Source organism: Rhizobacter sp. SG703 (assembly GCF_012275445.1).
Classification (GTDB): domain Bacteria; phylum Pseudomonadota; class Gammaproteobacteria; order Burkholderiales; family Burkholderiaceae_C; genus Rhizobacter.
The window spans coordinates 115818-138839 of record NZ_JAAZQK010000007.1 but is presented as its reverse complement, the minus strand read 5'-3'; the positions used below and the strand labels follow the sequence as shown (position 1 = coordinate 138839).

The 23022-nt window shown below is 68.2% G+C and carries 22 protein-coding genes; 8 read left to right on the top strand and 14 right to left on the bottom strand.

What is annotated here, in order from left to right; translation table 11 throughout:
* Window position 1: 1 nt before the first annotated feature.
* The 3 genes from FHT26_RS16250 to FHT26_RS16240 are packed head-to-tail and all read left to right on the top strand — an operon-like array spanning window position 2 to window position 2909.
* Complete coding sequence (locus FHT26_RS16250; protein ID WP_210427440.1) at window positions 2-961, top strand: acyl-CoA desaturase; 960 nt, start codon at window positions 2-4, stop codon at window positions 959-961.
* On the top strand, window positions 958-1944 hold the full coding sequence (locus tag FHT26_RS16245; protein ID WP_168561162.1) for an NAD-dependent epimerase/dehydratase family protein: 987 nt from the start codon (window positions 958-960) through the stop codon (window positions 1942-1944). The genes FHT26_RS16250 and FHT26_RS16245 overlap by 4 nt, the downstream gene beginning before the upstream one ends.
* The gene (locus FHT26_RS16240; protein WP_168561161.1) at window positions 1941-2909 is read left to right on the top strand and encodes an SRPBCC family protein; all 969 of its coding nucleotides are present in this window, start codon (window positions 1941-1943) and stop codon (window positions 2907-2909) included. Before FHT26_RS16245 ends, FHT26_RS16240 begins: the two co-directional genes overlap by 4 nt.
* Here FHT26_RS16240 and FHT26_RS16235 read toward each other — a convergent pair.
* The 12 genes from FHT26_RS16235 to FHT26_RS16180 form a co-directional block, all read right to left on the bottom strand.
* The gene (locus FHT26_RS16235; protein ID WP_056815275.1) at window positions 2906-3118 is read right to left on the bottom strand and encodes a hypothetical protein; all 213 of its coding nucleotides are present in this window, start codon (window positions 3116-3118) and stop codon (window positions 2906-2908) included. The two genes, FHT26_RS16240 and FHT26_RS16235, sit on opposite strands and share 4 nt — an antisense overlap.
* A 122-nt stretch (window positions 3119-3240) precedes the next feature.
* The gene (locus FHT26_RS16230; RefSeq protein ID WP_168561160.1) at window positions 3241-4185 is read right to left on the bottom strand and encodes a LysM peptidoglycan-binding domain-containing protein; all 945 of its coding nucleotides are present in this window, start codon (window positions 4183-4185) and stop codon (window positions 3241-3243) included.
* A gap of 127 nt (window positions 4186-4312) precedes the next feature.
* Window positions 4313-4498 carry a hypothetical protein gene (locus FHT26_RS16225; protein ID WP_056815283.1) on the bottom strand — a complete coding sequence of 62 codons (186 nt, stop codon included), beginning with the start codon at window positions 4496-4498 and terminating at the stop codon, window positions 4313-4315.
* 110 nt (window positions 4499-4608) lie between these two features.
* Complete coding sequence (locus FHT26_RS16220; RefSeq protein WP_168561159.1) at window positions 4609-5892, bottom strand: TIGR02270 family protein; 1284 nt, start codon at window positions 5890-5892, stop codon at window positions 4609-4611.
* Complete coding sequence (locus FHT26_RS29970; protein ID WP_246867930.1) at window positions 5892-6770, bottom strand: beta propeller repeat protein; 879 nt, start codon at window positions 6768-6770, stop codon at window positions 5892-5894. The genes FHT26_RS16220 and FHT26_RS29970 overlap by 1 nt, the downstream gene beginning before the upstream one ends.
* A gap of 26 nt (window positions 6771-6796) precedes the next feature.
* A complete protein-coding gene (locus tag FHT26_RS16210; protein WP_168561158.1) occupies window positions 6797-7948 on the bottom strand; it encodes a PAAR-like domain-containing protein in 1152 nt (383 codons plus the stop codon).
* Window positions 7945-8976: a hypothetical protein gene (locus FHT26_RS16205; RefSeq protein ID WP_168561157.1), complete on the bottom strand. Its 1032-nt coding sequence runs from the start codon at window positions 8974-8976 to the stop codon at window positions 7945-7947. The genes FHT26_RS16210 and FHT26_RS16205 overlap by 4 nt, the downstream gene beginning before the upstream one ends.
* A 4-nt stretch (window positions 8977-8980) precedes the next feature.
* Window positions 8981-10105, bottom strand: coding sequence for a DUF2169 family type VI secretion system accessory protein (locus tag FHT26_RS16200; RefSeq protein ID WP_168561156.1), 1125 nt, complete (start codon window positions 10103-10105; stop codon window positions 8981-8983).
* A gap of 21 nt (window positions 10106-10126) precedes the next feature.
* Window positions 10127-10705, bottom strand: a complete 579-nt coding sequence (locus tag FHT26_RS16195; protein ID WP_246867929.1) for a DUF6484 domain-containing protein — start codon at window positions 10703-10705, stop codon at window positions 10127-10129.
* 8 nt (window positions 10706-10713) lie between these two features.
* A complete protein-coding gene (locus tag FHT26_RS16190; RefSeq protein WP_168561155.1) occupies window positions 10714-12996 on the bottom strand; it encodes a type VI secretion system Vgr family protein in 2283 nt (760 codons plus the stop codon).
* A 122-nt stretch (window positions 12997-13118) separates the two neighbouring features.
* On the bottom strand, window positions 13119-13511 hold the full coding sequence (locus FHT26_RS16185) for a DUF7079 family protein (protein ID WP_168561154.1): 393 nt from the start codon (window positions 13509-13511) through the stop codon (window positions 13119-13121).
* Window positions 13512-13519: 8 nt separating this feature from the next.
* Window positions 13520-14341, bottom strand: coding sequence for a hypothetical protein (locus FHT26_RS16180; RefSeq protein WP_168561153.1), 822 nt, complete (start codon window positions 14339-14341; stop codon window positions 13520-13522).
* Between the two features lie 189 nt (window positions 14342-14530).
* Here FHT26_RS16180 and FHT26_RS16175 point away from each other — a divergent pair, with 189 nt between their 5' ends.
* From FHT26_RS16175 to FHT26_RS16155, 5 genes are all read left to right on the top strand, one after another.
* On the top strand, window positions 14531-15799 hold the full coding sequence (locus tag FHT26_RS16175; protein ID WP_168561152.1) for an acyltransferase family protein: 1269 nt from the start codon (window positions 14531-14533) through the stop codon (window positions 15797-15799).
* On the top strand, window positions 15796-16857 hold the full coding sequence (locus tag FHT26_RS16170) for a cupin-like domain-containing protein (protein WP_168561151.1): 1062 nt from the start codon (window positions 15796-15798) through the stop codon (window positions 16855-16857). Before FHT26_RS16175 ends, FHT26_RS16170 begins: the two co-directional genes overlap by 4 nt.
* A gap of 170 nt (window positions 16858-17027) precedes the next feature.
* The gene (locus FHT26_RS16165) at window positions 17028-19352 is read left to right on the top strand and encodes a di-heme oxidoredictase family protein (RefSeq protein WP_210427439.1); all 2325 of its coding nucleotides are present in this window, start codon (window positions 17028-17030) and stop codon (window positions 19350-19352) included.
* A gap of 176 nt (window positions 19353-19528) precedes the next feature.
* Window positions 19529-20239: an RHS repeat domain-containing protein gene (locus tag FHT26_RS16160; RefSeq protein ID WP_168561149.1), complete on the top strand. Its 711-nt coding sequence runs from the start codon at window positions 19529-19531 to the stop codon at window positions 20237-20239.
* A gap of 11 nt (window positions 20240-20250) precedes the next feature.
* A complete protein-coding gene (locus FHT26_RS16155) occupies window positions 20251-20691 on the top strand; it encodes a hypothetical protein (RefSeq protein ID WP_168561148.1) in 441 nt (146 codons plus the stop codon).
* A 14-nt stretch (window positions 20692-20705) separates the two neighbouring features.
* On the opposite strand, the gene FHT26_RS16150 is transcribed toward FHT26_RS16155, so the two are convergent.
* Complete coding sequence (locus tag FHT26_RS16150) at window positions 20706-22019, bottom strand: tetratricopeptide repeat protein (protein ID WP_168561147.1); 1314 nt, start codon at window positions 22017-22019, stop codon at window positions 20706-20708.
* A 39-nt stretch (window positions 22020-22058) separates the two neighbouring features.
* Entirely contained in the window at window positions 22059-23021 is a 963-nt protein-coding gene (locus FHT26_RS16145; protein ID WP_168561146.1) for a Fic family protein, read from the bottom strand.
* Between the last annotated feature and the right edge of the window lies 1 nt (window position 23022).

Sequence of the window (23022 nt, the reverse complement as noted above, 5' to 3'; positions counted from 1 at the left end):
CATGCGCAATGACGTCACCACTGTCCATGCCGATGCGCGCGCCAGCGCCGTCGAAGGCCGCGTGGCCTGGGCCCCGGCGCGTTCGCTGTGGTGGTTCGCGATGGCCGCCGGCGGCGTGCTGGCCGTCGGCGTGTTTCCGAGCTGGAGCGGGCTCGCGCTGTTCCTCGCCAGCAGCGCCGTCACGCTGTGCCTCGGCCATTCGCTCGGCATGCACCGGCGGCTGATCCACCGCGCCTACGCCTGCCCGTTGTGGCTCGAACGCGGGCTGGTCTACCTCGGCGTGCTGGTCAGCATGGCCGGGCCGGTCGGCATGATGCGCACCCACGACCTGCGCGACTGGGCCCAGCGGCAAACGCGCTGCCACGATTTCTTCGCGCACCGGCGCGGTTTCTTCGTCGACGCCTGGTGGCAGTTGCACTGCGAACTGCGCCTGGTCCGCCCGCCGCGTTTCGAGCTGCCCGGGCACCTGGCCGACGACCCGGTGCTGATGTGGATCGAGCGGCACTGGTTGCTGCAGCAGCTGCCATGGGCGCTGTTGTTCTTCGCGCTCGGCGGCATCGGCGCGGTGCTGTGGGGCGTGTGCCTGCGCTGCGTCGTCAGCCTCACCGGCCACTGGATGATCGGCCACTTCGCGCACCGCGTCGGCCCCCGCAGCTGGCATGTCGACGGGGCCGGCGTGCAAGGCCACGACGTGCGCGGCTGCGGCCTCATCACCTTCGGCGAGGGCTGGCACAACAACCACCACGCGTTTCCCGGCTCGGCCCGCCTCGGGCTCTACCCCGGCCAGGCCGATCCCGGCTGGTGGGTGCTGTGCGCGCTGCACCGTCTCGGCCTGGTGTGGGACATCAGCCTGCCGGCCACCTTGCCGCCCCGCGCCGGGCTTCAGGCGCTCGAACCCGAGGCCGCTCGCGTGCTCGATACCGCGCGGCCCGGGCCCTGCATTCCAAGGAGTACGTCATGAAGGTCCTCGTCTGCGGATCGACCGGCTGCATCGGTGCGGCCGTCGTCCATGCGCTGCGTGCGCGCGGCCACAAGGTCGTCGAAGCCTCGCGCCGACCGGGCGCGGCGCGCGAGCGCTGGTTGCTGGATTTCTCGACCCCGGTGGCACCGCGGCGCTGGGCCGAGCGGCTGCGCGACGCGCAGGTCGACACCGTCGTCAACTGCGTCGGCATCCTGAAGCCCTCGCGCGGGCAGCGCTTCGAGCGCGTGCATGCGCAGGGGCCGATCGAGCTGTTCCGCGGCGCGGCGCTGGCCGGCGTGCGGCGCGTGATCCAGGTGTCGGCGCTCGGCGTCGGACCCGGCGGCATCGACAGCCAGTACCTGCACAGCAAGCTGCTCGCCGACGACCTGCTCGCGACGCTGCCGCTCGACTGGGCGGTGCTGCGCCCGTCGCTGGTGTACGGGCCGCGCAGCGCCAGTGCGGCGCTGTTCGCGACGCTCGCGGCGCTGCCGGCCGTCAGCCTGCCGGGGCGGGGCACGCAGCGCCTGCAGCCGCTGCATGTCTACGAGCTGGCCGAGGCGATTGCGCGGCTGGTCGAGCAGCGCGGCGCGTTGCGCGTGGTGCACGAGCTCGGCGGTCCCGAGCCCGTCAGCTATCGCGAGATGCTCGCCGGCTACCGCACCGCACTTGGTCTTGGCGAGCCGCTGTGGCTGCCGGTGCCGATGCCGCTGATGAAGCTCGCAGCCCGCGTGGCAGGCGTGCTGCCGCAGAAGTCGTTCAGCCCCGAGACGCTGCACCTGCTCGAACGCGGCAGCGTGCCGGCGACCAATGCGTTGCCGACCCTGCTGGGCCGCAGCCCGACTGCGCTGGCGCAAGGCCTGCGCATCAGCCCGCCCGAGCCGCGCATCGAGTGGCGCGCCCGCTTCGCGCGCACCGTCTCGCTGGCGCAGAAGCTGACGATCGGCGTGCTCGCCGTGCTGCTGTGGATCGCGCACACCCGATGAGCGCCGGCCACCTTCCGTACCGCTACCGCTGGCCGGTGCTCGCCGGCGCGCTGGCGGGCATCGTGCTGCGGCTGGCGTTCTCCGGCGCGGCCGGCAGCCGGTGGTCGGCGATGGCCGGCGCCTTCGTGTTCCTCGCGCCGATCGCGGTGGGCATGGTCACCGTCTACATCGCCGAGCGCGAGGCGCGGTGCTCCTGGGGCTACTGCATCGCGGCGCCGTTCCTCGCCACCGGGCTGTTCGTCCTCGGCACGCTGCTGATCAACATCGAAGGGCTGATCTGCGCGATCGTCATCGCGCCGCTGTTCGGCGTGCTCGGCAGCGTCGGCGGGCTGCTGATGGGCGTCGCCTGCCGCGTCACCGGCTGGCCGCGGCCCACGCTGTATGTGGTCGGCGCGTTGCCGTTGCTGCTCGGCGGACTGGTGCCCGGCACCGCGTTGCAGGACGAACACAGCCGCATCGAACGCAGCCTGTGGATCGCAGCCCCCGCCGCGGTGGTGTGGCAGCAGTTGACACAGCTGCCGGACATCCAGGCCGCGGAGGTCGAACGCGGCTGGGCCTACCGCATCGGCGTGCCGCCGCCGCAGTCCGGCATCACCGGATCGGCCGGCGGCCGTGTGCAGCATTTCCGGATGGGCAAGGGCATTCACTTCGATGCCGACATCACCGACTGGCAACCACCGCGCCGCATCGCGTGGACCTACCGCTTCGCCGACGACTCGGTGCCGTCGGGCGCGCTCGACGACCACGTGCGCATCGGCGGCCTGTACTTCGACCTGCACGACACCGCCTTCGAACTGCAGCCCGAGCGCGGCGGCACCCGCCTGACGATGCGCACCCACTACCGCGTCAGCACGCAGTTCAACTTCTATGCGGACGGCGTCGCGCGGCTGCTGCTCGGCAACGTCAGCGAGGTGCTGCTGGAGCTGTACGGACGGCGCTCGGTGGCCGGCCAGCGACCCGGCTAGTGCTTCAGCTCGATCGTGCCGCGCGCCACGTAGCGCTGGAAATCGCCGATCGGGATCGCGGTGGAGCCGTGGGTGTCACCGTCGACCCAACTGAGCGTCGCGTCGGTGAGGGTGGTCTCGACCTCGATGGGGCCGGGACGGATCTCGATCGCCTGGCCGTCCCCTTCGCGGTACTCGACCTTGCCGATGATCTGGGCTTCCTGGGGCATGGGTTCCTCCTTGATGTCATGTCGTGGCTTGCGTGACACCAAGAGTCCCCGGCATGACCGGTCGCGAGAATCGGACGGCATGCCGCAGCGGCGTAGGGCATTTCCTACGCCGCCGAAGCAGCTCAGAGCGCGTTGACTTTTTCCTTCAGGCGGAGGGCCTTCTGCCGTTCGAGCCTGGCCGTCTCGTTGGACGGATCGAGCTCGAGCACCTTGTCCCAGGACTTCACCGCACCGTCCAGGTCCTGGCGCGCCAGCGCCGAGCGGGCATTGCGCGAGTGCGTGTCGACCAGCCGCTTGCTGGTCGCGTCCGCCTTCGGTCCGGCCGCGGCCACGCCCAGGCTGGCCGCCTGCTTGTAGTCGGCCAGTGCGCGTTCCAGGTTGCCGGCCTTGGCCGAGGCCTCGGCCGCGCGGAACGCCTTCTCGCCTGCTGAAGGTTCGGCCGGCGCCACCGGCGCGGTAGCCACCGGCGGCGGTGCCGGTTCGGGTGCCGGTTCCGGCCTGGCCGGCGACGGCCGCGGCGGGCGGGTCGGCTCGGGCGGGGGCGCCTTGCCGGGGATGCGCAATGTCGTGCCTTCGCCGACCTGGCGCGGCACCTTGATGTTGTTGTAGCGCGCGAGGATGTGGAAGCTGTAGATGTCGCCGAGGAAGCGCCCGGCGATGCGCGACAGCGTGTCGCCCGAGCGCACCACGTACGGGAACGACTCGCGGCCGAGCGTGGCCTGCGGGTCTTCGGTCATCTGCTTCTGCAGGTTCAGCGCCAGCTTGTTGGCCGGATCCAGCGTCAGCGCGCGCTGCAGTTCGGCGCGCGCCTGCTCTTCGTTGCCGGCCTCGAGCAGTTCGACGACGCCTTGCGCGACCTTCTGCGACTGGGCCTGCATCGCCGGGGTCGGCGGCGGCGGCGGTTCCGGCGCGGGGGCGGGGGCCGGCGTGGCGGCCGGCGGTTCGGGGGGAGGCTCGGCCGGTTTGGTGGCACAGGCCGACAGCGCCAGCGCCGCGACCAGGGCCGTCATCAAGGCAGCCGTGCCGGCGAGGCGGGACGGTGCCGTGCGATCAGTGGTTGCGATCATGCGTTCCATCTTCAGTCGAAGTGAGCGGAGCCCGGCAGCCGGGGGCCGCCCGGGTGCGGGCGGCGCCGCTGGGGCGAACGGCAGATTGTGCCCCGAGCCGGGGGCGGATCAGAACCGCTTCACCCCGTCATCCGTGTGAAGAAAGTGCTTGCCACCACAACCACGTGGCCACCGCCGAGAAGATCGCGCCGACCAGCAGCCAGGCCTTGGCCTGCGGGATCACGCGGCCGGCAGTGAGCCAGCGTGCCAGGCCGAGCACAAGGAAGGCGGGCCCGAGGATGGCGAGGATCAGCTTGGCGTCGATGGGGGGCATCGGGTCTTCCTGGGTGTTCTGGTGAGCCGCGCAAGGGGCCGCGGGGAGTATTGCACGGGGCCTGTGCGGGCGCGATGCCGGACCGGGCGCGCAAGGGGCAGCGATCGCCCTCAAACCGTCATCGATGCGAGCAGCCGTTGTTGCCGCCACGCGGGCGCCGCGGTGTTGAACAAGGCCGTTCCCGGATTCATCAGGCAAAGATACTCTGCCGCCGACCGACGTTGACGTTGCAAGCCTGTACCGAGCACGGACAGGCAATGTGCCGAGCTGGGGGATGCACCGACGAAATACTTCGTGCCCGCAACGAAGCCCGACCCGTGGATTTGCCACCAGGCAGTGATCTTCGATGGGTCCGGCCACGGCAGGCCGAGGTCCTCGTCCAAGGCGACATCGCTGTCGCCGGCGTCCTCGTCACGCCCCGGCTCCGCGTCGGCCGGTGCGTCGAGTTCCATGTCGAGCATCGAAAGATCGAGCCCCGTGATCATGCTGAACGACTCGCCAGCAAGGCGCGCCAGCCCGACGTCGGACATTTGCTTGATCAACCACGGCACATAGAACGGATCCCCTGCCGCCGCAATGGAGCGAATCAGAAGCCGACTTTGCCCCGGCTCCCTGGCGAGTCCGCGCAGCCAGTCGGAAGCCTGGTCGGTTGCGGCGACCCTCAGCCACAACCCGGCGGCCACGGCCTGTTCGGGGCCGGGGATGCGCATCAGGGACAACAATGCCTCCATGGCAGCCGTGCGGTCGCCCAGGAACAGGGCGGAGCGGGCAGCAACAAGCCGCAATGCCGGGTTCGCCGTGGTCAAGGCGTCCAGGCACGCCGGCAGCCGCTCCGAGCGGCCCGACTGACCTGCCGCGGCGAGCGCCCTGGCGGTGTACTGCCCGCTGGACAGCGCAGTGTCCAGGGCCGCCCCAGGGTCCACCTGATGCAGTCGGCATGCGGCCAGGCCCATGTCGCGTCGAGCGGCGCTGGCGGAGTCCAGCAGGTTGCGGACGATCCCTCGCAACTCGCTGGCGGCCACCCAGCCGAAGGCTGAAATCAGGCCGACCATGGCGGCCGGCTCGACCTCCGCGATGGCGAGCAGCGTTTCGAGGCTCGGCAGGTCCTGGTGCCGGATGACGTTGACACCGGCCGTGAACATCGCGCCGGTGCTTGGTTGCTCCAGGGCTTGCAGGCTCAACCGCGCCCCGTCTGCGCCAGCCTCTGCCACCCCATCCAGGTGCGCTGCCAACCGGTCATCGAGCCGTCGCAGGTGATGGAGGCGAATGTGCGGTGCGCGGACCAGAGACGAGCGTGTCGAGCGCAGCACCGCGGCGTCTTCGAGATGCTGCTGCAGAACGACCGAGACGGACCCTCTCTGAAACGTCGAGGCGGAGGCGGGCAGCGCGGACATCAGTCGATGCGCTTCCAGGCACTGCCGTCGAAGCAGAAGATGTCCGAAGCCCCGATGGACCACAGGACACCTTCAGCCTGCGTCAGGCGATAGAACGTGGCTGGGCGGTCGGCTCCGAAGTCGACAGACTGCAGGCCGTCGTCCGTCAACACGAACAGATCGGTCATGCTGCTCATGTAGAGCTGCCCCTTGTACCAGGCGACGTCCCACAGGTCTTCGGCGAAATCCCCCAGGTCGACGAGATCCCATTGCTGACCGCGGCCGCGCAGCAGGCTGCCGCCTTGGCCGCAGATGACGACGTCGTTGTCGGTGGTGCACAGCGCGGTGAGGATGTAGTTGGTCAGCGAGCCGAGGGATGTCCAGGCCGCGCCGTTCCAGCGCCAGATCTCTCCGGCCCACCCGGCCGCGTAAACCTCCGTTGCCGCGAAACCGCCGATGGCCTCGAAGCCGGCATTGGTTCCAGGGGCGGGCGCGGGTGCGCTGATGTCGGTCCAACGACCTTCTTCGTCACGCCGGTAGACCTGGCGCTTCATGCCGCATGCATAGACCAGGCCGTCGACGACACCGGCCGAACGGATCACGCTGGGCGTGGGCGTCAGTTGTTCTTCGGTGTGCTTGCCCGCAGCGTAAGTGAACACCGCCCCCTCTTCGCTGACGACCACCATCCGTTCGCTGGGCCGCTTTGCAATGGCAATCGCCGTGGCAGTCCAGTTGCGATCGCCCATGTGGCCGAACTTGCCGCCGTCGAAGCCGATCAGCCGGGAGTGCTCGACGTGCTGCTGATCCAGGCTGCGGTCCCGACCGATGACGTAGACCAGGTCGCCGAAGCGTGCGGCACCGACGCCGAACACGGTGGATTTGGAGATGGGTTTTTCCATGAGATTTTCGGCCTCGTCCGAGGCTCTTAGCGGAGGACGACCTCAGGCTTGTAGGCCTGGGCGCGTGAGGATATTTCTTCGTTGGACATCGTACTGCCGGACGGGCTGTGCTTGACGTTGCCTTCCTGCTTGCCCATGCCCTTGTGGCCCTGCCTGAGCTGATCCTCGATGCAGCTCGGGCTGCAGCCCGACCCCTGGAAGACCTCCGCAGCACCCGCAGCCGCCAGCGTCACCTCGGTTTCAAACGGGTGGTAGACACCCTTGCCCGGGCCGTTGGCCTTGTGGTGCGAATGTCGCAGGCCATGGCTGCCGGCGGTGTTGCTGCCGCCTTCCGCACACATGCACGGTGCCTTGGAATCGTCGTAGTGGGGCCAGTCCGCAAGCTTCTCGCCCGCCCCGTCCTTGTAGCCGTCAACGAAGAACGAGGCCTTCGGCACCAGGTGATCGGCAGTCTGCGCCGGGCAGCAACCCGAAACGCCATCCTTCTTCGCGTTGTACGGCACCAGGCGGCAGCGGCGCGCGGCCAGGCATTTGTTGGCGGCCGACTTCTTGCTCTTGTCGTCGGCCCATGCCTTGGGCGTCGCGAACCCTGCGGCCTGAGCCTCGGAGCTGCTTTGGACCACGTTGCCGCTCAAACCGGCGTCGGCGCAAACGTCGGTGTCCTTGTACGGTGCGTACTCTTCGCAAGCCGTCTTCTCTCGAGCCACGTCATCCTTGCAGTTGCCCCCGCCTGCAGCCATCGTCATCTCGTCGATGTGAGGCCACGGTGTCGTGTTGGGGCCCTGGGATGCGTGGTTGTGGGTGGTCAGGTCGAGGTGCCGGACGACGTTCTCGCCCTCGGCCTTCACATCCATCGACCACATCGTGAAGTAGACCTTGCCCTTGATCTTGCTGGTCACGACGCCTTTCTTCGGTGCCGAACCGGCTTCATCCCCAGTGCTCGTCTTGAAGTACGACTTGTTCTTGAGCATCACCTCCTTGCCGGAGATCTGAAGGGTCGTGGATCCATCGGTGCAGTCCGAGGCCATGCCCGTATTGGGGTAGGGAATCGGCACGCCCGGAGGCGTGGCCGGCGTCAGCGGTGGCGTGAAGCAGACATCCGGGAAGGCGCAGATCGACTTGCCGGCGGCAGCCTTGCACGACACTTCCATCATGTTGGCGAAAACTTGATTGCTCACGAGGCCTCTGCGAAATGAAGAACGGCGGCGGCACGTTGTCCGGCATCGTTGCCGAAGTGCGTGACGATGTTCGGCCCGAGCGTGTATCCCTTGCGGCAGGCTGCTTCGGCCACGCACAAGATGGCCAGGCCACTCGCCGCGCCCGTCTCCCCGATGCACTCCGCCGGGTGCCAGATGTCGAAAGCTTCCTTGCGTCGGCGCAGCGTGCGCGACAGCGCGAGAGCGGCTTCCTTGAAGTAGTACTGCTCCCCCGACACATCGGTGATGCGGAAATCCATCTCGTGCATCTCGCGGCCGGCATCTGCCAGTGCCTGCTTGATGGCACTGGCCAGGCCCTCGGCGCGAAGCGGCTCTTCGGAGTTCAGGTGCGCCTTCTCCACTCCGAAGCCGATGCCGAGGCAACGCAGTTCGATGCGTGCAGTTCCGGCCCGTCCCAACAGGACGGCACCGGCCGCTTCGCCGGGCAGAAAGCCATTCGAGTTGGTGTCCGTCAGCAACCGGTCGCCTTGCTCCATCACGCTCAAGGTGGGCCATGACACCAGGCTGTCGACGCCTGCCACGATCACGCCGGGGCATTGCGGGTCCTGAAGCAGGCTGCGTGCTGCGGCGAGTGCCACCGCGGTACCGACCCTGCCATGCGCCACGACGGCCGATGCTGCCGCGAAGCGTGTCGACAGAAGTCCCTGGATTTCGCCGAACAGACGATCATCGAGGCCATTCTCGCGGCCGGGCCGCTCCTGCTCGGCGACACAGAGCAGCAAGGGAATGCGCGCCCACTCTTCGCGAGCGAGGCCGGACAGGCTTTCCTCGATCGCCATCGCGGCCATGCGTGCCAGCTTGGACAGCCCGCGCCAAGGCTTGTCGAGGCTCACTTCGTGGGCCGCGATGGGCCTTCCGGCGGGATCGATGAAGCGGGTCAGGCTCGGGTTCGAGATCTTGGCGCGAATGGCTGCGCAGGCGGTCGCCGCCGTCAGTCCCACGCTGGTGACCAAGCCGGTCTGCCGTATGGCGATGGAAGTCGTCGGCATGGTGTCAGGGGGCGTGGGCCGTTTCACGCCTGGGGACGTGGATCATCACGACGGGGATGGGGAAGCTGTTCTGGTCGCGTTGCTGCCACCATTCCCGCCCCTTCTTGCCCACCAGCACCTGCGCGATCTCGAACAGGTTCTTCTTCAGCGGTCGCGAGACGCGCCAGGTCAGGCTGAACCGCTGCAACTCCGGCTCGATCACGATGGTGTCGAGCATCGCAGTGAAGTCCTCGCGCGCACCGCGCTTCGGGAACACGTGCACCGGCGCCACCAGGTTCGGGATCGTGAAGCGCGTCAGTCCTTCGGGCGTCAGGTTCGCCAGCGCCACCTCGACCGGACCGCCGGCGAACGACTCGAGCGGCAATTGCTGGTCCAGCGGCGCCGCCTGGAAATATTGCTCGTCGAAATCCGGCGGCAGGAACGGGAAGTGCTGTTCGAGCCACTCGTCGCCGTACGTGCCGGCGAAGCGCGAGCGCGACGACCAGCCGCGCCCCAGCGGCCCGTACGACATCGGCGCGTAGTCGCTGTCGGGGTCGCTGATGCTGCGACCGATCTCTTCGGTGCGCGGCAGCGGCTTGCCGTCGACCCAGGCCCTCTTCAGGTGCTTGTGGAAGCCCACGCCGACCGGGTTGGCCATGTAGGCGGCATGCTGCGACGGGTCTTCATGCGCGAGGTCGGTTCCGCCATAGGCCACGTCGTAGCTGATCGGCTGCGTGACGAAGGGCTCGGCCGGCGTCGCGCGCAGCGTGGCCAGGCCGCAGTCCCATTGCCGTGGCCCGACCACCGCGATGCGCTTGCTCCAGGCGCCGATGCGGATGCCGGTCTCCACGCGCGTGGCCGGCCGGCCGTGCGGCGCATGCGCGCTGCCCAGCAGCAGCACGTCGACGCGCGGCTTGCGCGGCGCGAAGTCGACCTCGTACACCGGTGCCGACAGCCCCGGCTCGCCGGTGAAGGTGTCGGCCATCACCAGCGGCAGCTGCTCGTCGTGCAGCGCGAAATGCGTGGCCGGCTCGCCGGCCTGCGGGAAGCGGAAGGTGCCCTTGATGACGACCACGAGCGACTCGCGCCCGCTCGGTTCGAGGCCCATGTTGTAGCCCGCCGTCATGCGGGTGGCGTTGATCAGTTCCATGCGGGTACGACAGCCGTGCGGTCAGTTCAGTTGCACCGAGCCGCCCTTGATGCGGTTCACGCCGGTCGAACGGCTCGACACGTAGCTGCCCTGGATCAGCACCTTGCCCGCTTCGGTCAGCGTGATGCTGGCCTTGCCGCAGCGCAGGGTCAGCTCCTTCTTCGCGCTGACCAGCATGCGCTGGCCGTCGCTGTCGAGCTGCACCTGGTCGGGCCGGTCGGCCAATGGCCAGCCCGCGGCCGGGCGCAGCACGCCGGTGACGATCGGCAGCGCCGCATCGCCGTTCTCGAACATCAGCGTCACCTGGGCGCCGATGTGCGCGCCATGCAGGTCGAGCACCGTCCTCGCGCGCAGCGCGGCCGTGCCGGGCTGGCCGGGGTAGAGCACCAGCGGCGTCGCGCCGTCGTCGGCGATCGCGATCAGCTCGCCGATCACCAGCGACGGCAGCGGCTCGCTGCGCAGCACGGCCGGGCGCGATTGCAGCAGCGGCTGCAGCGCATCGACCCGATCGGCGGGCTCGCCGATGGGCGAGGCGGGGATGGCTTCTTCGCGCGCGTGCGCTTGCAGAAGTTGTTGGTCCAGCGTGTCGCGGCCGCTCATCGTGTGCCTCAGTTCTGAAGGATCTTGGAGCCCTTCATCACGATGTTGCCGCCGGCCTTCTTCTTGATGTCGCCGGAGCCCTCCACCGTGATGTCCTTGCCCTTGATGATGATCGTGCCGTCTTTCTTCATCGTGATGCTGGCGTTGCCGGTCTTCAGCGTGATCGAGTCGGCCGCCTCGAGCACGTAGTTCTTGCCGACCTTCAGCGTGTTGTCCTCGCCGACGCTGGTGTTGCGGGCCTTGGCCACCTGCACGCTCTGCTTGCCGCCGACGCTCAGGCTGCGGTCGGAGCCGACGTCGATGCTCTGCTTGGCGCCGATCGAATGGCTTTCGTTGATGCCCACCGTGACCGAGCGCGTGGCGCCCACCGTGATGCTCTGCGCCGCGCCGACCACCACTTCCTGCGCCGCGCCGATCGCCACCGTCTCGTTGACGCCGACCGCGCGGGTGCGCTGCAGCGCGACCGTCTCGGTCTTGCTGGCGCCGATCGTCACGGTGCGGTTGCTGCCGATCGTGATCGTCTCGTTCGAGCCGACCGTTTCGGTGCGGTTCACGCCGATCGCGATGGTCTCGTTGCTGCCGACCTTCTCGTTGCGGTTGACGCCGATCGTGATGTCTTCGTTGTTGCCGACCTTTTCGGTGCGATCGACGCCGATCGTGATGGTCTCGTTGTTGTCGACGGTCTCGGTGCGGTCGTGCTTGACGTGCACCGTCTCGTCGCGGTCGATGGTCTTGCTGCGGTCGCGGCCGACCCACTTCGATTCGTCGTTCTCGACCTCGGTCAGCTGGTCTTTCTCGGCGTGCAGCCACAGCTGCTCGGCGCCCTGCTTGTCCTCGAAGCGTATCGCGTTGGCATTGCCGTAGCCGCCGCCCTTCGACGACCGCGTCAGCAGGCCCGACTGCGTCGCGTTGGCCGGCAGCTCCCACGGCGGCATCTGCTCGGCGTTGTAGACGCGGCCGGTGATCAGCGGCTGGTCGGGGTCGCCCTCGAGGAAGCCGACGACCACTTCCTGGCCGATGCGCGGGATCGAGATGCCGCCGAAGTTCTTGCCGGCCCACGGCGACGACACGCGCACCCAGCACGAGCTCTTCTCGTTGCTCTCGCCATAGCGGTCCCAGTGGAACTGCACTTTCACGCGGCCGTACTTGTCGGTGAAGATTTCTTCGCCGCCGGGGCCCACCACGACAGCCGTCTGCGGGCCTTGCACGAAGGGCTTCGGCGTGATGCGCTGCGGACGGAACTGCTGCTTGCTCGGGATGGCCGAAAACGCGCAGTGGAAGCCGGCACCGGAACCGGCCTCGGCGCCATGGATGCCGAGATGGGCCTGCACGTCCATCGATGTGACCAGGTATTCGCTGTTCTGGTCATCCCGCGGATGCTTGCTGAGCTTCATGTTGCAGCCCACCTGAAGCCCCAGTGCATTCGACATGCCGTGCATGCGGGAATAGCGCGCCTGGACTTCGTCCATGCGGTTCTCGGCCCATTGGGCGCCATCGCCTTTCTGAACGTAGTCGCCCTGATAGTCGAAGCGTTCGTAGTCGGCAAGTTCGTGACTGCGCGTGTTCGAGGTCTCGACTTCCAGCGAAGTCGACGGCCGCTCGAAGTCGTAGCTCGTCATCACGGTCTTGCCGGTGCGTACCGATTCGTCGAAGACCCAGTTCGAGACGTACTCCTGGTCCGGCGGCGCGTTCGAAGGATCTTCGATGTAGCGCATCGTCTCGTAGCCCGGTGCCGCGTCGTGCGCACTCTGCGAATCGATCAGTATCAGCTTGTGGGCGCCGTCGGTGTGCTGGAAGTACCAGTAGATGCCCTCGTGTTCCAGCAGGCGCGCGATGAAACTGTAGTCGCTCTCGCGGTATTGAACGCAGTAGGTGCGCGGCTGGTAGGTGCGAAACAGCTTGGGCTCGAAGCTCGCGACGCCATGGTCGCCGAACACCTTCTTGACGATGTCGGGCACCGACATGTCCTGGAAGATGCGGCAATCGGTGGTGCGGGTCAGGAACCACAGCCACGGACGCACCGTCGCGCGATAGCCGAAGTAACGGCCCTTGTGGGCTCCCAATCCGAAGCGCGTGACGTAGCCGTTGAAATGGCGCTTGCTGCCGCTGGCGAGCGTCACGTTCACGGTGACGGACTTGCCGAGCAGGTCTTGCGGCTTCAGGTCGGGCTTCTCGCTCAACAGCGAGAGCTGCATCTCGCCCAGCATGCTGAGGCCGGCCGACAAGGTCATCGACTCGAAGAACAGGTCTTCTGGCGGGAGTGGTGAACTCAGCGTGATGGGATTGGCCATGGGTGCGCTTGCTGTGCAGACGAGGAGCACACGGGAGGTGCGCCATGGTCCTCAGGGTAGGAAAACCGGCCGGGGGGGTAAAGCGACGAAAGTCATCTGGCCCCGCGACAAGAGGCCGCCGATCACGTGCCGGCTTGCCTCTGGCGCGACAACTCGTTGCGGACCTGCTGCCAGGCGTCGGCGAAGGCAGACAGCATCATCTTGTCGAACTGCTTCAGAAGCGGCGACGCCATTCTGGCCGGCCAGCGTTCGCGGCGACGCAGGTGATCGAGCACCATCTCTCGCACGTCTTCGGCCTTCCAGCCGGTCCAGTTGCCGGCGAAGACGTTCCTGACGAAGACGGGAGCCACCTCGCGGCGCAACATGAGGTCGAGCGCGGCGTCATCGAAGCCGGTGGTCTGCAACTGCCGGGCGATCGAGCGCGCCGTGGCCTCGTCGAACTCGGTGTCGACAAACAGCTCCGACAGTGCGCACCATGCCGGCAGGCGTCGGGCGATCTCGGCATCGTCGAGCATGAGGTGGCTCAACGTGCCGGCTTGGGCCACAGCGAGCTGAACGCCCAGTCCGTGCCGAACGCCAGGGCCATCGCACCGACGATCGCCGCCGCGCCCACGCAAACCGGCGCGGTGGCAGCGCATACGCCGAGCGACACGGCGCCTGCTCCGGCGAGGTAGCCGCCGGCGACACCCGCCGCCATCAGGGACCCCTGGTGGGCGACCTCGCGCGGCTTGTCCTCGGCATCCATGATGTCGGAGAGGGCGATCGCGAGGGACAGCACGAACAATGCGCGTCCGGCATAGCGCAGCCCCATTGCCTGGCGATTGACCAGGGCATTCGGCTGCCCTGACTGCCGGATGATGTGAAGCCACACGGCAGCCTGCTCCGCTTCGCCCAGCTGCGCGAATGGCTTGGCGTAGAGTTTCCCCGCGTATTTCTCGCACAGCTCGGTCAGCGTCTTCCCCTGCTCCTTGAGCGACTTCGCATAGGCCAGCATCGTCGGACTGGTGCGTGCACGCATCATCTCCATCGCGCTGTTGCGCAGTGTCTGGGCCTGCTGGGCGGCTTGAGCGGGCGTCATTTCTCCGCGTTGCACGGCGGCCAACAGGTCCTGTGCGGCCTTGCGGGTCATCGCCTGGTATTCCATGCGCACCCTCGCATCGGTCTGACCCGTGGTGCCGAAGTGAGCTGCCGTGGCTTGCAACGACTCCAGCGCCTGGTGCAGCGCCTGCATTTCGCCGGACTGTGCATCACGCCCGGACGGTGCCTGGCCTGTGCCCGGAACAATGAATCCGCTCATGGCGCAAGCATAGAACGACGCCGTCACGAGCCCGACGACCAAAGTCATCTGCACGACATGCGGTCCGATGCATTTTGGACGCCGCCGCGCTCACCAACCGTTACGCCTGCACACCCCGATCCGGCGATTCCCCGTTGTCCAACGCCCCGCCGCGCCCGTAACATTCCCGGCGCAATGGAAGAGGGCAGACGGGCGCCACCCCAGGACGCCCGCGTCGACCGCATCGGAGGGATCTTCATGACATTGCCTGGCGCCAGAACCGCCCCGCAGGACCACCTGCCCGAACTGACCAGCCTGCGCTTCATCGCGGCCTTCGCGGTGCTCGTGCTGCATTACCGCGACCTGTTCGGCCCGCTGCCCGACGGCCTGCTGCGCGCGATCGTCGGCGGCCAGTACGGCGTCACCTTCTTCTTCGTGCTGAGCGGCTTCATCCTGACCTATCGCTACCACGACTGGTTCGATGGCGGTGTTCGCGATGGACGCTTCTGGCGCTTCCAGCGACTGCGCTTCGCGCGCATCTACCCGGTGTACCTGCTCGGGCTGCTGCTCGACACGCCGTGGCACCTGATCGAGCGCGCGCAGGCCGGCCAGCTGGCCGAGGTCGGACAGACCTGGTGGGCGTCGTGGCTGCTGAACCTGGTCGGGCTGCAGGCCTGGGTGCCGGCGGTGCCGTTCGCGATGTTCTGGAACACGCCGGCCTGGAGCGTGGCCGCCGAGTTCTTCTTTTACGCGACCTTCCCGTTCCTGTGCGCCGGGCTGCTGCGCCTTCGGCTGCGGCTGCGCGGCCTCGCGTTGCTGCTCGCGGCCAGCGTCGCGCTCGGCGTCGGCCTGTATGCCGCGGTGATCTGGTGGATGAACGTCGTGCTGCATGCCGAGGCGCAGACGCAGTACATCGTGATGGTCTACAACCCGCTGCTGCGCTACAGCGAATTCCTGGGCGGCTGCCTGACCGGCCTGGCGTTCCTGCAGCTGCAGGCCGGTACCTGGCCGCGCGCGGTGTGGCTCACCGGCACCGATGTCCGTGCCCGCCGCGTGCGCGATGCGATGGTGCTGCTGGCGCTGGCGGCGGCCGGCGTGCGCATCGGCCTGCCCGACTACACCGGGCCGTCGATGGAGCGCTGGGTGTTCGACGTGGCGGTGAAGTACGGCATCTTCATCGTGCCGTTCAGCGCGCTGATCCTGGCCGTGGCGTCGGGTCGCACCTTTCTCAGCGCGCTGCTGAAGCAGCCCTGGATGGTGCTGCTCGGCGAGGCCAGCTACGCGCTCTACATCATCCACTGGTCGGTGACGACCTTCCTGCGCCTGGGCTGGCTCGGCGAGGCCGGCACGCCGGCGGTGCACGGACTGTTCCTGCTCGGCACCGTGGCCGCCTCCGTGCTCTGCCACCGCTTCATCGAAGTGCCGTGGCGACGCCGCTTGCGCGGCACCGCCGATGCCGGCACGCTGGCCACGCCCGCGGACGCCACCGTCCCCCTTCAACCCCAACCGAGACCTGCTCTGCCATGAACGCTTCCACGCTGATGCCCGCACCGCGCCCGCGCGAGATCGAGGCCGAGGCCCGTCCGATCGACAACGGCTGGCTGCAGTGGGTGGCCGAGAACAAGCTGCGCAACTGCGCGATGGAATCGATGCTGCAGACGATGACGGCCGCCGGCCTGTCGCGCGCCGAATCCGAAGCGGCCATCGTCCGCATGGACAGCGACCCGGCCTACCTCGCGGCGAAGCGTTACCAGCAGATGCAGCGCAAGTTCGAATCGGTGCTCGCGAACCAGCAGAAGCTGTGGGAATCGTCGCCGCATTACGGGCGCGTCGAGAAGCGCAGCCATGTGCCGCGCGACGAGTTCATCGAACGCTACGTGCGCGGCAGCCGCCCGCTGGTGCTGACCGAAGCGGCCCGCGACTGGCCGGCGCGCACGCGCTGGTCGCCGCAAGACCTGAAGACCCGCTTCGGCCACCTCGACGTCGAGATCCAGGCCGAGCGCAATGCCGATGCGAACTACGAGCAGAACAAGCTCGAGCACCGGCGCACGGTGCGGCTGGGCAGTTTCGTCGACCAGGTGCTGGCCGGCGGCGCGACCAACGACTACTACCTGACGGCCAACAACGAGGTGCTGCGGCGCCCGGAGTTCGCGCCGCTGCTGAAGGACATCGGCACGCTGCCCGAGATCTGCGACCCGGCGCAGCTCGCGCAGCGCTCGTCGTTCTGGTTCGGGCCGGCCGGCACGCGCACGCCGCTGCACCACGACACGCTGATGCTGATGCACACGCAGATCGTCGGCCGCAAGCGCTGGCGCTTCATCTCGCCGCTGGAGACACCGAAGCTCTACAACCACTTCCGCGTCTACAGCCCGATCGACCTCGACGCGCCGGACCTGGTGCGCCACCCCGATTTCGCGAGCGTGAAGGTGCTGGAGGTGATCGTCGAGCCGGGCGAGACGATGTTCCTGCCGCTCGGCTGGTGGCACCAGGTGACCTCGCTGGACGTGAGCCTGTCCTTCTCGTACTCGAACCTGGCGATCCCGAACGACTTCACCTACGTGAACGCGGAGATCCACAACTGGTGAAGTGACGCGCCCGGTCTGGAATGCGTCTTGCACGGGTGGTCGAACAAATCGAACGCCAGCACGGATGGGTAACCGTTCGTATCAACAAACGACGCCAGGAGGGTTCCATGAATCAGCAGCGCATGCCGGCCAGAGCAGGTCGGAACGACAGGTCGCGAACACTCGCCGCGGTGGCGATCCTGTTCGGCAGTGCAATGGCGCTGTCGGCCTGCGGCTCGGGGGGCGGCGATGATGCCGGCCCGGCGAGCAGCCCGCCGCCGACGAGCAATGCGCCGGCGCCTTCACCGGTGCCTTCACCGGCACCCGCTCCCGCGCCGTCCGCAGCGCCGTCCCCTGCGCCCGCACCGGCCCCCGCGCCGTCGCCGAGCACGCCGGTCTCGTCGGCCCCTGCACCCGCCGGCACCGGCGTGAGCGACTACGTGCCGCTGTTCAACAGCGGCACCAAGCTGATCGAGCAGATCCAGTACAGCGAGGCCGACGGCACGCTGGTGACCTACGCCGGCTTCCGCCCGACGCCGCGCCATGCGCGAGAAGGCGGCGAGCCGTGGACCGACACCGTCGACAAGGGGCCGGGCAGCTACTTCGCGTTCCCGCCGTTCTATTTCCAGAACCGCACCTTCGGGCTGGTGATCCGCGACGAGGTGCCGGCCGGCCGCCAGAAGATCACCGCGTACCTGAAGCCGAACGTCGGCACGATGATCAACAACAGCTTCAGCGCGTTCCGCCGGCTGGACCCGAACGTCATCGAGTACGGCTGGAAGATGGGCGTCGGCTACACCAACCCGAAGGACGGCACGCAGCGCTGCAACCCGGCCACCGCGATCGCCGACCTGTGCGTGGCGCAGAGCATCACCGACTACTGGCGACTGGCCGACGAGGCGCAGTACCAGGGTCTCACGCGGCCCGACAACAAGCTGCGGGTCGGCGACAAGATCGAGATGTCGCCCGGCGTGTTCCTCGACTACGTGCCCGGCACCGACATCGCGCTGATCGACGGCGGGCACAACCGCGACTACTCGTTCGAGCAGCTCTACGTCGTCGGCAAGGGCATGGTGCCGTGGTATGGCATCGCGCCGAAGCTCGACACCACGCCGCTGCCCGACGATGCGCTGCTCGGCGGCCAGGCGAGCGTCTCGTACAACTATTCGGAAGAGCCGCACCGCGTCTTCCAGCAGTCGGTCAACAACATCGGCATCGCCGACATGCAGCGCTTCGTCGAAGGGCGCCGGCTGTTCCACACCTCGTTCCTCGACGGCAAGCACTCCGAGAGCCCGACGGTGAACCCGGTGTTCGCCGCGCATGCCGGCCAGCTGGGCGAACGCTTCAACGAAGTGCGCTGCCTCGGCTGCCACACGCTGAACGGCCGCAGCCCGGCGGCCGACATCGGCACGCCGCTGAACAAGTTCGCGGTGCTGACCGCGGCGGCCAGCAACACGGCGGGCGTCACGCCCGACGCCACCTACGGCGTCAACGTGCAGCAGCTGTCGCGCACCGCCGGCGCGGCCGACTACGGCGTCAGCATCCAGTCGTACGTGAAGACGGTGCGCACGCTGGCCGGCGGCGAGACGGTCGAGCTGCAGAAGCCGGTCTATGCGTTCAAGGGGCCGGTGCCGGCGCAGCTGTCGGTGCGGCAGGCGCCGCAGGTGGTCGGCATGGGGCTGATCGAGGCGCTGGACGAAGCGACGATCCTCGCGCTGGCCGATCCGGACGACAAGAACGGCGACGGCATCCGCGGCATCCCGAACTGGTCGACCAACCCCGAGACCGGCCAGCGCCACCTGGGCCGCTACGGCTGGAAGGCCGGCAAGGCGACGGTGCGCCAGCAGGCGGCAGGGGCCTTCCTGCAGGACATGGGCGTCACCACCCCGGCCTTCAAGACGCTGGGCTGCCTGCGCGGCGCGGCCGATTGCAAGACCAGCACCGCGACGCCGGCCGTCAGCGACCTGGAGCTCGACCGCATCGCGTCGTACCTGCAGTTGCTGGGCGTGCCGGCGCAGCGCAAGTACGCGAGCGGCTACACCGACGGCACGGTGACGCCGCCGGAGCACGACATCAGCGATGCGACGCGCACCGCGATTGCGCGCGGCAGCCAGCTGTTCGCGCAGGCGGGTTGCACCGGTTGCCACACCGCCGAGCTGAAGACGGGCGGCAACCACCCGTTCCAGGAACTGCGCAACCAGACCATCCACCCGTACACCGACGTGCTGCTGCACGACATGGGCGCAGAGCTGGCCGACACGATGACCGAAGGCCAGGCCGGCCCGAGCCTGTGGCGCACGCAGCCGCTGTGGGGGCTGGGCTCGCTGAAGTACGTGCAGAAGGAGACCGGCTTCGCCGACGCGCAGGCGGTGCGCTACCTGCACGACGGGCGGGCGCGCACGCTGGTGGAGGCGATCGGCTGGCACGGCGGCGAGGGTGCCGGCAGCCGCACGAAGTTCGAGGCGATGAGCAAGGCCGACCGCGATGCGGTCGTCGCGTTCCTCGAGTCGTTGTAGATGTGTGAGGCGGCCGGCCTGAGCGCCGCGCCGCCGCCCTGGACAGCGGCGCCCAAGACGCCGTCAGGCCCTGCGCGCGGAGCTCGCCAGGACCGCGCCGTGCCAAAGGGCTTCTGCACTTTTTCTCCAAAGTCCCTGTCGAGACTCGCTGGCGAAGTCCAACCCAGGGAGATGACATGGACCCCACGCTGTCGAGCCCGCATCGCGGCGGGCGACGAGTTCGCAACCTGATCCGGCGCTGGCTGGTTCCACCGATGATGGCGCGCGCACATTGCTCGCGACCTGCGAGGCTGTGCTTCGAGAACATCGCATCGACTTTCGCCGCGCCGCTCTTGGTCGTCGTGCTCTGTCAGCCGAAGCTCTCGATGGCGCACTACGTGCAGAGCGACCCGATCGGACTGGCGGGTGGGGTCAGCACCTACACCTACGTCGAGGGCAATCCATTGAGCCATGTCGATCCGCAGGGGCTGGCAACCTGTGTCTACTCCGTCGGCGCAGGGCGCATGGACTGCATGCGCAACGGAAGCGAAAAGTTCACGTGGTCGGGCAGCTTTGCTTCCGGCAACAACAGCGTGGCCGGGTGCAAGAACAATGCGAGTTGCGAGAGCATGCAAAACGTCGGGCCGATTCCGAGAGGCTGCTGGCTTTGGAGCAGCGAGTTCACCAACATGCCTGGAGGTCGGACTCTGGCCCCCCTGCCACCGCTGGCGTCACGCCCGTTCGGTCGAGATCAGTTTCGAACACACAGCTGCCTGAACGCCTTTGGTCCGTCGACAACGCCGCCTTATTGCTCGAAGGGTTGCGTGACGGGTCAATCGAGTACGGTCTCTGAACTGAATGATCTGATCGATTCGGAACCTGGGAGCGTCATGTGCGTAGTCGATTGATTGCAGCAGCGGTGGCACTGCTGAGCTACCTTCCGGCGCTGGCTGCCCCTGTCGATGAGGAGCAGGACCGCATTGGCGGGCAGTTCATCTTCCATATCGTGAAGATCTTGGCGACGACGCCGAATTTGGACCAGGATGCACGCGGCGCGCTGGAATCGTCGCTGGAATTCATGTTCCTGCAACTTCAGCGCTCTCCGACGAAGTCAGCTGCAGAAGCTTTGGCGCGGACGGCCGTCCTTCAGATTGACGCCGGTGGAGGTGAGAGCAAGGACGAGGCCATTCTGTCGAAGGGGGCCGAGATGTTGCCGCTGCTCAGGAAGATCCCGCTTGAGGAGTACTCGCGCCTGTGCGCTGGCGCGATGAGCGCTGTCTGCATGAGCGAAAGCGACGTGAAGCGCTACGTGGCCGATCTGTCCGACGCGTTGATTCACGGCCGGACCGTGCCCGACTGATCTCGCGGCCAGCCTCACCGCCGCGCCGCCACCAGCCATCCCGTCACCGGCTTCCCGCCTTCCTGCCGCAGCGTCTCGCGGCCGATTTCGACCAGCGTGAACCCGCTCGCCGCCAGCGCCGCTTCGACGTGCGCCCGCGCATGCGCATAGCGCCCGTGGGGCTCCAGGTGGAACATCTGCGGGCGGTCATCGGCCAGCGCCTCGACGGTGAACACCATCCACCCGCCCGGCTTCACCGAGCCGCTCGCCGCCGCCATCAGCGGCATCAGGTCGCCGAAGTAGCACAGCGTGTCGGCCGACAGCACCACGTCCCACTGGCCCGGCGACTCGCGCAGGAACTCGGTCAGCTCGGCCTTGTACAGGTCGCCGTAGACGCCCTTGGCCTGCGCGTGCTTCAGCATGCCGCCCGACAGGTCGACGCCGGCCAGCACGCGCGCCCACGGCGCCACCAGCGGTCCGCACAGCCCGGTGCCGCAGCCGGCGTCCAGCACGGCGAACTGCTTCGCCGCCGGCGGCAGCCGCCGCGCCAGCAGTTGCGCGCACAGTTGCGGCGCGCGGTAGTCCAGCCGTTCGTTCAGCTGCGTCTCGAAGCTGTCGGCGAAGTGGTCGAAGGTGTACTCGACGTAGTCGTCCGATGCGCGCTCCGGCGCACCGCTGCCGGAACAGGCCGCGAACATGTGCTGCGCCATCGGGTGGCCCGGCTCGTCGGCCAGCCACTGGCGGAACACCTCGGCCGCCTCGCGCACCTTGCCCATCGTGTAGTAGGTCATGCCGAGCAGCTTGCGGCCGTCCGGGTGCTCGGGCAGCAGCTCGATCGACTTGCAGTACCAGCGGATCGATTCCGGCAGGTCGTCCTGCGACGCCGCCAGCAGCCCGAGGTTGTTGTGCGCGTTCAGGTGCCGCGGGTCGAGCTCGATCGCGCGCAGGTAGGCGGCGCGTGCGTCGGCCGGGCGCTTCTGCGCGCGGTACAGCGAGCCGAGGTTGTTCTGCAGGTCCGCGCTGCCGGGCTCGAGTTCGGCCACGCGCTCGTAGGCCGCGGTCGCCTCCGGCAGCTCGTGGCGCGACACGTGGATGTTGCCGAGGTTGTTGTGATAGCCCGCGTAGTCCGGCACCAGCGCGATCGCGCGCCGGATGGCCGCGATGCCTTCGTCGCTGCGCCCGGTCTCGTGCAGCACCCGGCCCAGCAGGTGCAGCGCGTCGGGGTGGTCCGGTGCCACCGCGAGCACGCGGCGGTAGACCTCTTCGGCACCGGCGAGCTGCTGGTTCTGGTGCAGCCCGATCGCGAACTGCAGCGCGTCGTCGAGGCTGAGGTCGGCAGGCTCGGTCACGGCGGTACCTCGGTCAGTGGATCAAACAGGGATTGCGCTTCACATGTCGCCCAGCGTCGCGCCGAGCCGGTTGTTCGGCACGACCATCGGCACGCCGCCGCTCAGCAACATCAGCACGTAGGCGAGGCGTGCGGCGCGCTTGTTGCCGTCGGTGAAGGCCTGCGTGGTGATGATCGCACCGTACAGGTACAGCGCCCGCTCGTACCAAGCGTCGCTGCCCTGCGCCGGCATCGGCGAGGTGCTCAGGTCGGACAGCACGTCGCCCAGCACCTTGGCGCCGCCGACGTTCGACGGGTACTTCTGCATGCCGGCCGCGTTGTTCCAGCCGCGGTAGGCCGGGGCCAGCGGCACCATCCGCTGCCAGGCCGCCTGCAGCGGGGCGAGCGTGCCGCCAAGGGGGAAGCTGCCGTCGCGCTTGACCAACCCGAGCAGCACCTGCGAGTAGGCCGACGCATCGCCCTGCACGCCGCTCGTGAGCCAGGCCAGCCCTCGGGCCTGGTCGAGCGAGCGCTCCGAGCGCGGCGGCACCGCCGGCACGCCGGGCTTCTGCGCCACCGGCGCCGGCGCCTGGTAGTAGCTGGCCTCGGGCTGCGTCTCGGCGCGCAGTTGCGGCAGCAGCAGGTTGGAGCCGGCCTTGCCTTTCAAGCCGTTCACGTAGGCCGCGCGCCGCTCGATCAGCGTCAGGTCCATCTCGAACAGGCCTTCGACCGCAGTCATGAAGAAGGTCAGGCCGGCGTTGTCGGCAAAGCGCAGCGCCGCCGGGTTGCCGACATTGGCGTTGGTGCCGTAGTGCCAGAAGCCGTCGGCTCCCATCGCGCGCAGCGCTTCGGTGAAGGCGTTGTCGAACGCGGTGCCGGCCGGCAGCAGGCCCACCGCCTGGCTGTACCGCCGGAAGATCGGCCGCGGCCGCATCGTGGTGATGAACTGCGTCCGGTCCATCGTGATCGCACCGGTCGGCGCGACGTACGGGGCGACCTTGGGCTTGGTGTCGAACAGGGCCATG

Coding starts and splice junctions, on each gene's coding strand:
- FHT26_RS16145 (WP_168561146.1), bottom strand. CDS start 23,021: ATGGCCCTGTTCGACACCAAGCCCAAGGTCGCCCCGTACGTCGCGCCG.
- FHT26_RS16160 (WP_168561149.1), top strand. CDS start 19,529: ATGGACCCCACGCTGTCGAGCCCGCATCGCGGCGGGCGACGAGTTCGC.
- FHT26_RS16220 (WP_168561159.1), bottom strand. CDS start 5,892: ATGTCCGCGCTGCCCGCCTCCGCCTCGACGTTTCAGAGAGGGTCCGTC.
- FHT26_RS16205 (WP_168561157.1), bottom strand. CDS start 8,976: ATGCCGACGACTTCCATCGCCATACGGCAGACCGGCTTGGTCACCAGC.
- FHT26_RS16235 (WP_056815275.1), bottom strand. CDS start 3,118: ATGCCCCAGGAAGCCCAGATCATCGGCAAGGTCGAGTACCGCGAAGGG.
- FHT26_RS16190 (WP_168561155.1), bottom strand. CDS start 12,996: ATGGCCAATCCCATCACGCTGAGTTCACCACTCCCGCCAGAAGACCTG.
- FHT26_RS16175 (WP_168561152.1), top strand. CDS start 14,531: ATGACATTGCCTGGCGCCAGAACCGCCCCGCAGGACCACCTGCCCGAA.
- FHT26_RS16245 (WP_168561162.1), top strand. CDS start 958: ATGAAGGTCCTCGTCTGCGGATCGACCGGCTGCATCGGTGCGGCCGTC.
- FHT26_RS16195 (WP_246867929.1), bottom strand. CDS start 10,705: ATGAGCGGCCGCGACACGCTGGACCAACAACTTCTGCAAGCGCACGCG.
- FHT26_RS16230 (WP_168561160.1), bottom strand. CDS start 4,185: ATGATCGCAACCACTGATCGCACGGCACCGTCCCGCCTCGCCGGCACG.
- FHT26_RS16185 (WP_168561154.1), bottom strand. CDS start 13,511: ATGCTCGACGATGCCGAGATCGCCCGACGCCTGCCGGCATGGTGCGCA.
- FHT26_RS16180 (WP_168561153.1), bottom strand. CDS start 14,341: ATGACTTTGGTCGTCGGGCTCGTGACGGCGTCGTTCTATGCTTGCGCC.
- FHT26_RS16250 (WP_210427440.1), top strand. CDS start 2: ATGCGCAATGACGTCACCACTGTCCATGCCGATGCGCGCGCCAGCGCC.
- FHT26_RS29970 (WP_246867930.1), bottom strand. CDS start 6,770: ATGGAAAAACCCATCTCCAAATCCACCGTGTTCGGCGTCGGTGCCGCA.
- FHT26_RS16240 (WP_168561161.1), top strand. CDS start 1,941: ATGAGCGCCGGCCACCTTCCGTACCGCTACCGCTGGCCGGTGCTCGCC.
- FHT26_RS16225 (WP_056815283.1), bottom strand. CDS start 4,498: ATGCCCCCCATCGACGCCAAGCTGATCCTCGCCATCCTCGGGCCCGCC.
- FHT26_RS16200 (WP_168561156.1), bottom strand. CDS start 10,105: ATGGAACTGATCAACGCCACCCGCATGACGGCGGGCTACAACATGGGC.
- FHT26_RS16170 (WP_168561151.1), top strand. CDS start 15,796: ATGAACGCTTCCACGCTGATGCCCGCACCGCGCCCGCGCGAGATCGAG.